Genomic DNA, 13,544 nt, shown 5'->3' on the forward strand with positions numbered 1-13,544 from the left:
CAGCCCGCCCATCCTCATATTGGCGTGGACAGCGGCGAGGGCCGCACAAGGACAAGGGAAGGAGCACTATCATGCTCAATCAGATCCAGGGGTTGCATCACGTCACCTCGATGGCGAGCGATGCACGCCGCAACAATGAGTTCTTTACAAAAAAGCTCGGCTTGCGCCGGGTGAAGAAGACCGTCAATTTCGACGCGCCGGACGTCTACCATCTCTATTACGCCGACGAGGTCGGCACGCCGGGTTCGGTGATGACCTATTTCCCGTTCCCCGATATCGCCAAGGGCAGACACGGCGTCGGCGAGGTGGGGACAACGGTGTTCTCAGTCCCGGAAGGCACGTTGGCCTATTGGGAAAAGCGCTTCGCCGAGGAGGGCGTGGGCAATGTTGCCCGCACCGAAAGCTTCGGCGAAAAGCGGCTCACCTTCACCGGCCCGGACGGCGACAGTTTCGCGCTCGTCGAGGACAAGACCGACAAGCGGGCGCCCTGGGTCAAGGGCGGCGTTCCCGGCGACGAGGCGATCCGAGGCTTCCACTCGGTCTCGCTCCGGCTGAAGGATGGCGGCGCCACCGAGGAGCTGCTGAAATTCATGGGCTATGAGGAGGTCGACAAGTCCGGCAATATCCGCCGGCTGTCGATCAAGAACGGCAACGGCGCCGATGTCGTCGACATCGAATCGTTGCCGGGTGCCGGCTTTGCCAATCTTGGCGCCGGCTCGGTGCATCACGTTGCCTTCGCGGTCGAGGATCGTGCCAAGCAGCTGGAAGTACGCAAGGCGCTGGTCGACACGGGCTATGGGGTGACGCCGGTCATCGACCGCGATTATTTCTGGGCGATCTATTTCCGCACGCCGGGTGGCGTGCTGTTCGAGGTCTCCACCAACGAACCGGGCTTCGACCGCGACGAGGACACCGCGCATCTCGGCGAGGCGCTGAAGCTGCCGACGCAGCATCAGCATTTGAGGCCTTACCTCGAAGAACACCTGCCGAAGCTGGAAGACTGAAGCCATGAGCAAGGACGCTTACATCCACAAGGTGCTGCCCGGTTCGCCGGGCAGTCCGCTGCTCTTCGTCCTGCACGGCACCGGCGCCGACGAGAACCAGCTTCTCGGTTTCGGCCGCGAGCTTCTGCCTTCGGCGACGATCGTGTCGCCGCGCGGCGATGTGTCGGAGCACGGTGCTGCGCGCTTCTTCCGCCGTACCGGCGAGGGCGTGTACGACATGGACGACCTGGCGCGCGCGACATCGAAGATGGCAGGCTTCGTCAAGGCGCATGCCGAAGCGGCAAAACCCTCGGCGGTCTTCGGCCTCGGCTACTCCAACGGCGCCAACCTCCTGGCTTCGGTGGTGTTTGCCGAGCCCGGTCTGTTCGACGCCACGGCGCTGATGCATCCGCTGATCCCGTTCGAGCCGCAGGTGCAGGGCAGTCTTGCCGGCCGCCATATCCTGATCACGGCCGGCAAACGCGATCCGATCTGCCCGCCCAATTTGACGTCGCGGCTCGAGGCCTATTTGCGCGCCGACGGCGCCGATGTCACAGTGGAATGGCACGACGGCGGGCATGAGGTTCGGCCGAATGAAATCGAGGCGGCGCGGCGGTTTTTCGCGCCGGCGCCGGTTGCCGAAGGAGGCAAGTAAAAATGGCTGACCAACTGCCCGAGATCGAACTGGAAGACCGCGGCTCCAAGGGGCGCTATGTGCTGCGCGGCCCCGGCGGCGCCGAGGCCGAGATGACCTTCACCAAGATCGGCGAGCACCAGCTGATCATCGACCACACCGAGGTGCCGGATGTGTTTCGCGGCCAGGGCGCCGGGCTTCGGCTCGTCACCCGCGCGGTCGAGGATGCGCGCGCCGCCGGCAAGAAGATCATCCCGCTCTGCCCCTTCGCCAACGCCCAGTTCCGCCGTCACCCGGAATGGGCGGATGTGCTGAAGCAGTAGCATTTTTCCTTCCTCCCTTGTGGGGACGGTGGCCGCGAAGCGGCCGGATGAGGGATGTTCCAGGGAAAGCCGGCGTCTCACTCCGCTAGAGCACCCCTCATCCGTCTCGGCGCTATCGCGCCGATCCACCGCCCGGGGGCGAGCCACGCGTTTCGCCCCGTCCTTCGGACCCCACAAGGGGAGAAAGGGAAGCTCTTGGCATTTGCACCGTCCGGTCATCTTGCCTAAGTTGACGGTTCGCTCGGACGAAACCTGTCGTGCCGCCCGTCCCCGATTTGAATGGCTTCCCTGATGACCGATACCGACCTGATCCCCGTTTTCGACGGACATAACGACACGCTGCTTCGGCTCTACCAGTCGAAGGAAGCCGATGTCGAAAAGCTGTTCATCGAGGGGACGCCGGGCGGGCATATCGACCTGCCGCGCGCCAGGAAGGGCGGCTTTGCCGGCGGCATGTTCGCGATCTTTCCCCCGCCGGTCGAAAAGTCGAAACGCAGCGCCGTGCCGCCGGCACCGAGCGACAATGAACCGCTGCCGCCGGAACTGCCGCAGGCCGATGCGATCACCTCGACCATCGGCATGGCTTCGATCCTGTTTAGGCTGGAGCGCGCCGGCGCGCTGACCGTCTGCCGCAGCGCCGGCGATGTGCGGGACGCGATGGCCAAGGGCTCGATCGCGGCGGTGTTCCACATCGAGGGTGTCGAGGCGATCGATCCCGAGCTTGCCATGCTCGACGTGCTGCATGCTGCAGGTCTGCGTTCGCTGGGCATCGTCTGGAGCCGCCCCAACGCCTTCGGCAATGGCGTGCCGTTCCGCTTTCCGTCCTCGCCCGACACCGGGCCTGGGCTCACCGATGCCGGCAAGGCGCTGGTCAAGGCCTGTAACGAGCTCCGCATCATGATCGACCTCTCGCATCTCAACGAGAAGGGTTTTCGCGATGTCGCGGCGCTGAGCGACGCACCGCTGGTCGCGACCCATTCCAACGTGCATGCTATCTGCGGTCATTCGCGGAACCTGACCGACTGGCAGCTCGGCGCGATCCGCGAATCGGGCGGCATGGTCGGTCTCAACTTCGCCACCGGCTTCCTGCGCGAGGACGGCCGCATGAACGCCGATACCAGCCTCGATATCATGGTGCGCCACATCGACTCGCTGTTGCAGGCGCTGGGTGAGGACGGCGTCGGGCTGGGTTCGGATTTCGACGGCGCCATGATCCCGGCTGTTATCGGCGACGTTGCCGGCCTGCCCAAGCTCATCGATGCGCTGGCGGCCCACGGTTTCGGGCGCGCGCTGATCGAGAAGATCGCTTACCGGAATTGGTTGAGCGTGCTTGAACGCACGATCGGATAAGCCTCCCGTGTGAGTGCATGATCGCAGATTAAAAGATTGGAACCCAGCGCTTTTCACGTCGTCATTCTAGGGCGAAGCAGGAGCGAAGCTCCGTCGCGAAGACCCTAGAATCCATGCCGTTACCTTGGTCGAAGGGCGCGGCAGCGCAGAATTCTGGACCGCGGCAACGCTTCGAGGTCACGGAATGGATTCTAGGGTCTGCGCCGCGTCGCTCCGCTCCTTGCTCCGCCCTAGAATGACGATCGCGCGGCACCGCCCTCGCGGCGCCGCCATACGTTTATGGGCTGCCTAAGAACCCATGCGTTTCAGCCATTCCTTGCCGACGCCGCGGTCGCGGATGATCGGCAAGGGATCCTCATGGTCGAGCCGGGCGCAGATGCGGTAGACCTCCAGCGTCTCGGCGTTCATCTCGCCGCGCTTGAAAAAGAACATCGCCGCAGCGTAGCGGGTGCGGCCGGACCACATCTCGCCGAGCGGCGTGTTGACCAGCTCCCACTGCTCGGCGGCTTCCGCTTCCAGATCTTCCGCTTCGCATGCCATGGTCAAAAGTCCGCCGGCGGGTTGGCTGTGCGGCGGTCGAGCTTGATGAAGGGCCTCTGCACCGCCTTCGCCTTCTTCATCAGCTTCTGGTACTGCAGCTCGCGCATGGCGTAAATCTCGACCCAGAGTTCATCGACGATCGTGTCGCCATAGGGCCGCTGCAGCGAGGCGAGCGCTATGTTGCGCTTGGCCATCGGCGACCACATCGCCGCGCTGACCAGCCCGACCTCCTGGCTCTTCTTGTAGTAGACGATCGCATGCTCGGCCGGGATGTTGTCTTCGATCTCCAGGCCGACCAGCACGTGACGAAGCTTCTTCTTCGCCCGGGCTTCGAGGATGGCGCGGCGGCCGTTGAAATGGCCTTTGTCCAGATCGATCATGAAGCCGAGGCCGATCTCGTCCGGCATGCGCAGGCGGTCGGCGCGGATGGCATGCTCGGCGGTGGTGAAGTCGGCGTTAGCGACGATCAGCCCGACCTCCAGCCGGGCCCGGTTCAGCGCCGTATAGCCGATCGCACGGATGCCGCGCAGCTCGCCCGCCGCCATCAACCGGTCCCACAGGCTCAGCGCCTTGCCGGCCGGCACGAACAATTCGTAGCCGAGATCACCGGTGAAGCCTGTGCGCGAGATGGTCACCGTAGCGCCGTCATGCGCGAACTCGGCGAGGTCGAAGACTTTAAGCTGCTCGACACCGGAAAAGCCCGCGTCGCGCAGGATGGGCGAAGGACGTCGGACCTTGCAGCGCCAGTCCGGCGACGGCCTCCGTCTCTTCCTCGACGCTGACCTCATAGCCGATCGCGCTGTCGAGCAGCCAGGGCAGATGCCGCTCCTGCGAGCACAGGCGAAAGCGTGTCGGCGACAGCCGGAACAGCGTGCCATCATCAAGGACGAAGCCTTCGTCGTCGCACCAGGCGGTGTAATGGACGCGGCCGGGCTTGAGCCTGGTGACGTCGCGTAGCGTGACGCGATCGAGATAGGCTTCGGCGTCCGGCCCTTCGATCCGGTATTTGGTCATCGGCGAAATGTCGAAGAGCGCCGCCTGGCTACGGATGGCGAAATATTCGAGCTCCTCGTCCCACAGCGAATGCGGCGCGCGGTAGCCGGCCCAGTTGTACCAATCCTGCTTCAGGCCCAGCGCGTCGATGCGCGGCTGGAAGGGCGTGCCGAGCCGCAGCGTGCGGAAGTGGGATTGCGCGAGCGTGCGGGCTGCGTCGGTTTTCACATGACGATTCATGACGGCGTTCCTTTGCCGTAGAGCGCAGCTTCAGCGATTTGCAAAACATCCCCTAAGCTCTCATCGCGATGATGCGGCGCGCGGCGTTGAGGCCGGGCGCGCCGGAGATGCCGCCGCCCGGATGCGAGCCGGCGCCGGCAAGGAACAGCCCTTCGAGCGGCGTGTCGTAGCCCGACCAGCCGGAGACCGGTCGCGATATCAGCATCTGGTCGGCCTGCAATTCGCCGTGGTGCCAGTGGCCGCCCGGCATGCGGTGCCGCGCTTCGATGTCGGCGGGCGTCAAAAGCTCGGCGTGGCGGACCGTTGCGCCGATCCCCGGCGCATAGGTTTCGAGCTGCGCCATAATCGCCTTGAGGAAGCACGGCTTGCCGGTGGCCCAGCCCTCTCTCAAAGCATAGGGCGCGTATTGCACCACGGCCGAAAGCACGCAGGCGCCGGACGGTGCGAGCGATGGGTCGGCCAGGCTGGGCAGCGTGATCTCCATCACCGGCTCGGGCGAAAACTCGCCATATTTCGACGGGTTGAAGGCGCGCTCGACATGGTCGGGCGAAGGCGCGACGACGAGGCGGCCCTTGTGGCTGGCGGCGTCGACGCCAGTAAATTGCGGCGGCCGGTCAAGCGCCAGATGGAGCTTGGCCGCATCACCCTTCATGCGGATGTTCTTCACCTTGCGCACGAAGCCGGTGTCGACCTCGCGCGGCCCGACAAGGTCGAGGATCGTCGTCGCCGGATTGATGGCGGAGACGACGGCCTTGGCCCGCAGCGTTTCGCCGCCTTGCGTGACGACACCAACGGCGCGGCCCTTCTCGACGATGACCCTGGCTACCGGCGAGGCCGGGCGGATCGAAACGCCCGCCTTGGCCGCCGCCGCGCGGATGGCAGCGACGACAGCGCCCATGCCGCCTTTCGGCTGGACTTGCGCACCCGCAAGGCCGCCAATCTCGCCGGCCAGCCTGTAGTAGAGGCCGAGCAGTGAAGTCGGCGAGCGCGGCCCAAGATGCGAAGCCGAGCGTCGCGTCGAAAGCAAGCAGGCCCTTCAGACGGTCGTCCGAGAGCTGCTCGTCGAGCAGGTCGTACACATTCATCAAAAGCACGCGCAGGAAGTCGCGCATATCTTCCTTGCCAAGCCTCTTCAGCGCCAGCGCGGTCTGGCCGAGCCCAGTCATCTCGGCGAGCGACATGCCGCCAAGAGCAGGCGGACGGCGCGACAGGAAAGGCTTCAGCACGCCGGCATAGCGCAGCAATTGCGAGCGCAAATCTTTCCAGGCCGATTGCTCGGAGGGGCTCGCACCCGTCAGCACCTCGCCATAGGCGCCGTGCAGCACCAGCGGACCATCTTTCGACAGCGCCACCGACGGCATGAAGTCGCCGTGCTCGACCGTCAGTCCGTGGCGTTCCAGCTCCAGCGTCTTCACCACATCGGGATGCAGTCGATTGAGCAGATGCGCGACCGTGGAGACGCGAAAGCCCGGCGCAAATTCTTCGGTGCGCGCGGCGCCGCCGACCTCGTTGCCGGCCTCGAGCAGCAGCACCGTGCGGCCGGACCTGGCCAGCGTGGCGGCGGCGACGAGGCCATTATGGCCGCCGCCGATGACGATGGCATCCCAGTTCAAATCAGATGACGTCATGGGCCGGGCTCATATGCAGGGTTGACCTGGCAAGATCGCGCAGGATCTCTGCGGCGGCATTGCGCCCGGGCGCGCCCATGACGCCGCCGCCCGGATGGGTGGAAGAGCCGCACATGTAGAGCCCGCCGACCGGCGAGCGGTATTGCGCGTAGCCCGGCACCGGGCGGTTGAAGAGCAGCTGGTCGAAGGTGAGCTCGCCCTGAAAGATGTTGCCTTCGGTGAGGCCGACCTCGGCCTCGATCTCGCGCGGCGTGCGAACCTCCATGTGGACGATGCGGTCGCGGAAGCCGGGCGAATATTGCGCGACCTGCGCAATCACGTTTTCGGCGAAGCCGTCGCGGTCGGCGTCGGTCCAGTCGCGGCCGTCGATCTTGGGCGGCGCGTATTGCACGAAGCAGCTCATGAAATGCTTGCCCGGCCGCGCCATGGTCGGGTCGAGCGTGGTCGGGATCATCATGTCGAGGAAGGGATCGGCCGACCAGCGTCCGGCCTTCCAGTCGTCGTAGGCGCGCTCCATGCGCTCGATGGAATCGGTGAAATGCATGTCGGCGCGGTAGACCGGCGAGTCCTTGGGCAAAGCCGGGAATTCGGGCAGGGAATCGAGCGCGATGTTGACCTTGCCGGACGAGCCTCGGATCTTGAAGTTCCTGACGCGGCGCAGGAAGATATCGGGCAGTTCCTTTTCCTCGACCAGCTTCAGAAAGGTGCGCTTGACGTCGGCATTGGAGATGACGAGCTTGCCGTAGATCTCCTCGCCGCCGGCAAGCACCACGCCCTTGGCCTTGCCGTTCTTGATCAGCACATGGTCGACCTCGGCGCCGGTGCGGATGGTTCCGCCCGAGGCCTTGAAGGAAGCGGCCAGCGCCCTGGTGACGGCGCCCATGCCGCCGCGCGCATAACCCCAAGCGCCGACCGAGCCGTCGACCTCGCCCATATAGTGGTGGAGGAGCACATAGGCTGTACCCGGCGACATCGGCCCAAGCGCCGTGCCGATGATGCCGGACAGCGCGAAGTTGGCCTTGATGACATCGGTCTCGAAATACTCGTCGAGGAAGTCCGAGATCGACATCGTCCAGAAGCGCAATGTCAGCGCTCTTTCCGAGGGTGAGAGCCCCGCGAACTTCTTGCCGAGATAGAGCAGTTCGCCGAGATCGCGCGGCTTGAAGCTGGTCGGATCGGGCGCGGTGCGCATCAAGAGCGGCTGGATGAAGCGACACTGTCGCGTGACGTCGCGCGAATAGCGGTCGTAAGCCTCGGCGTCGCGCTTCGAAAAACGGGCGAACTCGCGGCGATGCGCGTCATGATCGCGATAGTTGGCGAGGTAGTCGCCGTCGCGCGTGAACACCGCGCCGCCTTCATAGGAGATCACCTGCAGGCCGAAGCGCGGCAGCTCCCGATCGCGCATGATCTCGGGCCGAAACAGCGAGCAGACATAGGAGCAGTTGGAATAGAGGAAGCCCGGCGTCAGCTCGCGGCTGGTCGCCGCACCGCCGACCCAATCGTTCTTCTCCACCACCAGCACGTCCAGCCCGGCGCGCTGCAGGCAGCAGGCGTTGACCAGCCCGTTGTGGCCGCCGCCGATGACGATCGCGTCCCATGCCTTCATGCGCGCAGAACCTCGATCCGGTTGCCCCTATCTTCTTGTTTTCCGCAATTCCGGACGCGAAACTGCGTCACAGTTTTCTGGAATTGCTCGGTGGTTTTGTTCCTTGATTGCCCGAATTTGGCACGGATCACAGTTTTCTGTCCAGGTATTTTGAATGAATGTTCAACAAATGATGTTGCGTTTTCCTGTTGATGCGCTAGGCTTTGCCGGCATTTCTGGGCCGACCCCGCATCGGCGTATGCGTTGAGGATCCGATGATCGAAACTGCTGACGCCGAGCCGGAATATGACGACACCGCCATCCGCTTCCTCGAAGCGCTGTGGGGCGAGGGTTACCTGTCGCCGGGCGGCCCGGACGAGGTCGATCGCGTGGTCGAAGGCCTTTCCCTCAAGGGCAAGACTATCCTCGATATCGGCTGCGGCGCCGGCGGCATCACGCTGCATCTGGTGGCAACGCACGGCGCGGCTCAAGCCACCGGCTCCGATGTCGAGAAGCCGGTGATCGAGACGGCGAGGCGAGGGGCGATCAGGCATGGCCTCGAGGACCGTGTCGGCTTCGTCCAGGCGCCGCCGGGGTCGTTGCCTTTCACGGACGCCTCCTTCGACGTCGTCTTCTCCAAGGATGCGCTTTTGCATGTGCCGGACAAGGACGCGCTGTTCGCCGAAATCTTTCGCGTGCTGAAGCCCGGCGGGGTGTTTGCGGCGTCGGACTGGATGATCGGGCATGACGGCGAGCCGTCTCCTCAGATGAAGGCCTATATCGCGGCCGAAGGGCTCTCCTTCGCCATGGCTTCGCCGGCGCGCTATGCCGAGACGATGCGGCGCGCCGGCTTTGCCGACATCACGGTCCGCGACCGCAATCCATGGTACCGCGAGGTCGCGCGCGAAGAGCTTTCGCGGCTCAAGGGGCCGCTCTACGCGCAGGCCGCGACAGCGGTCGGCGCGGCCTATGTCGACAAGAATATCAAGACCTGGGAGGCGATGCAGAAGGTGCTTGACAGTGCGAGCACCGCCCCACTCATCTGCGCGGTTGGAAGCCGGTCGGATAGCCGGCGATGCTGGAGACCGTCACACCCATGAAGACTGCAGAGGCGAGCGATGCTCTCCCCGAAACGGCGCGGAAAGGCGACGCCGAAAAGCGTGGCCGCAAGGCCTCGAAAGAGGTCCGGCGGCTGCAGCTGATCGAGGCGACGATCGATTCACTGGCCAAGCGCGGCTATGCCGAAACGACGATGGCTGATGTGGCCGACGGCGCGGGCCTGTCGCGCGGCATCGTCAACTTCCATTTCGAGAGCAAGGAAAAGCTGCTCATTGCCACGCTGCAGTACATGTATGACGAATATTCGGCGCATTGGCGCACTGCCTTGCAGAAGGCGGGCGACGATCCGGCGCGACAGCTGCAGCATCTGGTATGGGCCGATTTCGACCGCTCGATCTGCAACAAGCGCAAGCTTGCTGCATGGCTCGCCTTCTGGGGCGAAGCCAAGTCACGGCCGACCTACCAGGCGCTGAGCAGTTCGCGCGACGCCTATTACCAGCAGGTCTTCATCGATCTTTGCACGACGCTCAAAGAGAGCGGCAACTACACCTATGACCCCCAGGTCATCGCGCTGGCGCTCAGCGCCATGCTCGAGGGCTTGTGGCTGCGGCTGATGATGGGGACCGAGGACACCACGCGAGAGACCGGATTGCAGGCGGCGAATGCGTTTTTGGCCGCCGCCTTCCCGAAACACTATGGCTAACGAGAACTGGGGCTAGCGAAAGCCGGGTTAGCAACAGCCGGCCAACAGACCGGCACCAAAAGAGGACGGAACAGCATGAAGAAACTCGGCCGACGCCTGACATTGACCTTGGCGCTTGGGAGCGTGATCGCGGCTTCGGCGGCGGCGTTCGCCGTCGCCGCCGACAATGACCTGATCGTCTTCGACTGGTCCGGCTACGAGGATCCGAGCTTCCACGGCAAATATGTCGAGAAGAACGGCGACTCGCCGACCTTCGCCTTCTTCGGCGACGAGGACGAGGCGTTCGAAAAGATCCGCTCCGGCTTCAAGTCCGATCTCGGCCATCCTTGCTCGCAGAGCGTGGTGAAGTGGCGCGAAGCGGGCCTGCTGCAGCCGCTCGACACTTCCAAGATCGCCGGCTGGAAGGATCTCAATCCCGGAATCATGGCGATGAAGGACCTTGCCGCGACGTCCGACGGCAAGGCCTGGTTCATGCCGTGGGACTGGGGCGATACACAGCTCACCTACAATTCCGACAAGATCGCCGAAAAGGACGTGCAGTCGCTGAAGGTGTTCGCCGATCCGAAATACAAGGGCAGGGTTTCGATCGGCGACAATGTCGACGACGCCTATGCGCTGGCCAGCCTCGCCATCGGGCTCAAGGACTGGACCAAGATGACGGACGACCAGTTCAGGCAGGCGTCGGACTTCCTGCGCCAGGTGCACAAGAATGTGCGTTCCTACTGGACCGACACCACCGACATCGTGCAGCTGCTTTCCGGCGGCGAGGTCGACCTCGCCTGGGCCTGGAACGACGCGACCGTGCAGTCTGTCAAGGCCGGCGTGCCGATCAAATCCAAGAAGGACACCGACGAAGGCATCTCGACCTGGGTCTGCGGCTACGTGCTGTTGAAGGACGCGCCCGGCAACGTCGACAAGGCCTATGACTACCTCAACGCCGTCAACGATCCGGAGTCGCCAAGGTGCTGGTCAAGGACTGGGGCTACGGCCAGGCCAACGCCAAGGGCATGGCTGGCGTCGATCCGGCGGTGCTCAAGGAAAAGGGCTACGACAACGTGGAAAAATGGGTGGACAAGACGCTGTTCCAGCAGCCGCTGCCTTCGGAGCTCAAGCTCAAGATGATCGCCGAGTTCGAGAAGATCAAGGCCGCATATTGAAGAACAGCATCGAAAGGACCGACGTCGTCATCGTCGGCGCCGGCTTCACCGGCCTGTCCGCCGCGCTCGAACTGAAGCGGGCGGGCATCGATTTCCTCGTTCTGGAGGCGCGCGACCGCGTCGGCGGCAGGGTAGAGGCTGTCCGCAATGGGCTCGGCGAACTGATCGACAGCGGCGGCCAGTTCCTGTGCGTGGACATGCCCGAAGTGATGGCGCTGGCCAGGGCCCACGGCAAGACCTTCGTCGAGACCTATGTCGAGGGCGAATTCATCACCCATCCGTCGATGAAGCCGGCCCGGGCGGAGCGGACTTATCGTGTCTCGATGGCGATCCGCGAGCGCATGAACAGAATCGATCCGGACGATCCAGCGATTGCCGGGCTGACCGTCGCCGATTGGCTGGAACGCCAGCACGATGCGGCCGATGCCAAGGCCGCTTTCCGCTCGTTGGTCGAGGGCCTGTGGTGCCTGGCAGCGGACAAGGTGCCGCTCTGGTATCTGATCGACAATGATCGCCGCATCACCAACGAGGTGTTCGAGCTGCAGTATTTTCTGGGCGATACCATGCAATCGCTGGCCGATGACCTCGCCGGCGAGCTCGGCGACCGGCTGCGCTTGAACCAAGCGGTGGCCCGTGTCGAGCGCGCCCCGCAAGGCGTTCACATCAGCACCGGCGCAGCCACGATCGAAGCGCGCGAGGTGCTGATCGCGCTGCCGCCGGCGACGGCCGCGAAGCTCGATTTCACGCCGGCTTTGCCGGCGGAGCTCGCAAGCGCGCTCGGCGTCTGGGAAAGCGGCGCGGTGATCAAGATCCTGGTGCGCTACGCCAAGCCGTTCTGGCGCGAGCGCGCCTTGAGCGGCATGATGATGTGGCGCGATGAACCGGGGCTGTTTGCCTGCGACGCCAGCAAGGATGCCGATCACGCCGCGCTTGTCGTCTTTGTCGGCGGGCCGCTCGCGCTGCGCTGGCATCCGCTCGGCAAGGCGGCGTTGCAGGCGGAAATCACCGCGAGGCTTGTCCAGGCGCTCGGCCCGCAGGCCGCCGACATCGTCGATTTCAGCTCGCGCGACTGGACGCATGACCGCTGGAGCGGCGGCGCCTATAGCGATCTCATCGCCGATGTGACGGCGCGGAATGCCGAGCGCGTGATCCTTGCCGGCGCGCCGCCGGTCTATTTCGCCGCTTCGGAAGTCTCGCCGTCTTTCCCGGGTTATGTCGAGGGCGCGATCGTCGCCGGCCGTATCGCTGCCGCAAAGATTCAGTCGGCCATCGCCACCAAAGCTTCAGGATCGTAGGCGAGGCGGACCGGCGCACCGACCGGAATGTCGTCGGCGCCGAAATCGTTTGTCTCGGTCACCGAAAGCGGCTTTTCGACCCCCGGTATCTCGACGATCAGATGCGTGGTCTCACCGAAATAGTGGCGCTCGGCGACCTTGCCGGCGATCTCGAATTTTGCTGACGCATTGTCCCACAAAACGCGCAGGCGTTCGGGCCGGATGCCAAGCGTCGCCGCGCCGCCATTGCGCAGGAAGGCCTTCGGCTTGTCGGTCCTGACGCGGCCGAAGCCCAGCGTGTCGAGCACCAGCGAAGCGCCGTTTTCCTCGACGATCTCAGCCTTGACGAAATTCATGCCGCCGAGGAAGTCGGCGACCTGGCGGTTGACCGGGCGCTGGTAGATTTCCTTCGGCGAAGCGACCTGCGCGATGCGGCCGCCGAACATCACCGCGATGCGGTCCGACATCGCCAAGGCTTCGTACTGATCGTGCGTGACCAGAACGAAGGTGATGCCGACCGCCTGCTGCAGGCGGCGCAGTTCGACCTGCATCTGCTCGCGCAGCTTCTTGTCGAGCGCCGAGAGCGGCTCGTCGAGCAGCAGCACTTTGGGCCGCATGACCAGCGCCCGGGCCAAAGCCACGCGTTGGCGCTGGCCGCCGGAAAGCTCGGTGGCGCGGCGCTTGCCGAGGCCGGTGAGCGAGACCTGCGCCAGCGCTTCCTCGACCCGGCGCTTCTCCTCGCCGGCGTCCAGCTTCAGCCGCTTCAGCCCATAGGCGACATTCTGCTCGACATTGAGATGCGGGAAGATCGCATAGCTCTGGAAGACCATGTTGGTCGGCCGGCGGTTGGCGGGGATGCCGCCCATCGGCTGGCCGTCGACGGCGATCGAGCCGCTGGTCGGCGTGTCGAAGCCGGCGATCATGCGCAACAGCGTGGTCTTGCCGCAGCCGGAGGGCCCGAGCAGCGAGAAGAACTCGCCTTCGCGGATTGCCAGCGAGGCGTTGTCCAGCGCCTTGAACGATCCGTAGCTGCGGGTAACGTCGCGGATCTCGATCATGGTGCGATCCGATGGCG

The 13,544-nt window shown here is 64.6% G+C and carries 10 protein-coding genes and 3 pseudogenes; 8 read left to right on the forward strand and 5 right to left on the reverse strand.

Going from position 1 to position 13,544, the window contains the following annotated elements; genetic code table 11:
• The first annotated feature begins 71 nt into the window (after window positions 1-71).
• From LB528_RS04910 to LB528_RS04925, 4 genes are all read left to right on the forward strand, one after another.
• Window positions 72-1,004, forward strand: a complete 933-nt coding sequence (locus tag LB528_RS04910; protein ID WP_224714023.1) for a VOC family protein — start codon at window positions 72-74, stop codon at window positions 1,002-1,004.
• A 4-nt stretch (window positions 1,005-1,008) separates the two neighbouring features.
• Window positions 1,009-1,638 carry an alpha/beta hydrolase gene (locus LB528_RS04915; RefSeq protein WP_224510607.1) on the forward strand — a complete coding sequence of 210 codons (630 nt, stop codon included), beginning with the start codon at window positions 1,009-1,011 and terminating at the stop codon, window positions 1,636-1,638.
• A gap of 2 nt (window positions 1,639-1,640) precedes the next feature.
• Window positions 1,641-1,940, forward strand: a complete 300-nt coding sequence (locus tag LB528_RS04920; protein ID WP_027166574.1) for a GNAT family N-acetyltransferase — start codon at window positions 1,641-1,643, stop codon at window positions 1,938-1,940.
• Window positions 1,941-2,231: 291 nt separating this feature from the next.
• Window positions 2,232-3,290 carry a dipeptidase gene (locus tag LB528_RS04925; protein WP_224714024.1) on the forward strand — a complete coding sequence of 353 codons (1,059 nt, stop codon included), beginning with the start codon at window positions 2,232-2,234 and terminating at the stop codon, window positions 3,288-3,290.
• Between the two features lie 288 nt (window positions 3,291-3,578).
• Here LB528_RS04925 and LB528_RS04930 read toward each other — a convergent pair whose 3' ends face one another.
• From LB528_RS04930 to LB528_RS04950, 4 genes and pseudogenes are all read right to left on the reverse strand, one after another.
• Window positions 3,579-3,830 (reverse strand): hypothetical protein, encoded by a 252-nt coding sequence (locus LB528_RS04930; RefSeq protein ID WP_224714025.1) that lies wholly within the window; start codon window positions 3,828-3,830, stop codon window positions 3,579-3,581.
• A gap of 2 nt (window positions 3,831-3,832) precedes the next feature.
• A pseudogene (locus LB528_RS04935) lies at window positions 3,833-5,063 on the reverse strand (aminomethyltransferase family protein).
• A 52-nt stretch (window positions 5,064-5,115) separates the two neighbouring features.
• Window positions 5,116-6,691 (reverse strand): annotated as a pseudogene (locus LB528_RS30385) (phytoene desaturase family protein).
• Window positions 6,678-8,297 carry a phytoene desaturase family protein gene (locus LB528_RS04950; protein ID WP_224714027.1) on the reverse strand — a complete coding sequence of 540 codons (1,620 nt, stop codon included), beginning with the start codon at window positions 8,295-8,297 and terminating at the stop codon, window positions 6,678-6,680. Before LB528_RS04950 ends, LB528_RS30385 begins: the two are co-directional and overlap by 14 nt.
• 254 nt (window positions 8,298-8,551) lie before the next feature.
• On the opposite strand from LB528_RS04950, the gene LB528_RS04955 reads away from it, so the two are divergent.
• The 4 genes and pseudogenes from LB528_RS04955 (at window position 8,552) to LB528_RS04970 (ending at window position 12,490) form a co-directional block, all read left to right on the forward strand.
• Complete coding sequence (locus LB528_RS04955; RefSeq protein WP_224714028.1) at window positions 8,552-9,376, forward strand: methyltransferase domain-containing protein; 825 nt, start codon at window positions 8,552-8,554, stop codon at window positions 9,374-9,376.
• Window positions 9,352-10,038: a transcriptional regulator BetI gene (gene betI / locus LB528_RS04960; protein WP_224714029.1), complete on the forward strand. Its 687-nt coding sequence runs from the start codon at window positions 9,352-9,354 to the stop codon at window positions 10,036-10,038. The genes LB528_RS04955 and betI overlap by 25 nt, the downstream gene beginning before the upstream one ends.
• A 75-nt stretch (window positions 10,039-10,113) precedes the next feature.
• Window positions 10,114-11,195 (forward strand): annotated as a pseudogene (locus LB528_RS04965) (ABC transporter substrate-binding protein).
• Entirely contained in the window at window positions 11,192-12,490 is a 1,299-nt protein-coding gene (locus LB528_RS04970) for a flavin monoamine oxidase family protein (RefSeq protein ID WP_224714030.1), read from the forward strand. Before LB528_RS04965 ends, LB528_RS04970 begins: the two are co-directional and overlap by 4 nt.
• Here LB528_RS04970 and LB528_RS04975 read toward each other — a convergent pair.
• Entirely contained in the window at window positions 12,454-13,527 is a 1,074-nt protein-coding gene (locus LB528_RS04975) for an ABC transporter ATP-binding protein (protein ID WP_224714107.1), read from the reverse strand. The genes LB528_RS04970 and LB528_RS04975 overlap by 37 nt on opposite strands.
• Between the last annotated feature and the right edge of the window lie 17 nt (window positions 13,528-13,544).

Origin of the sequence: Mesorhizobium sp. CA4, assembly GCF_020165075.1 — a bacterium.
Classification (GTDB): domain Bacteria; phylum Pseudomonadota; class Alphaproteobacteria; order Rhizobiales; family Rhizobiaceae; genus Mesorhizobium.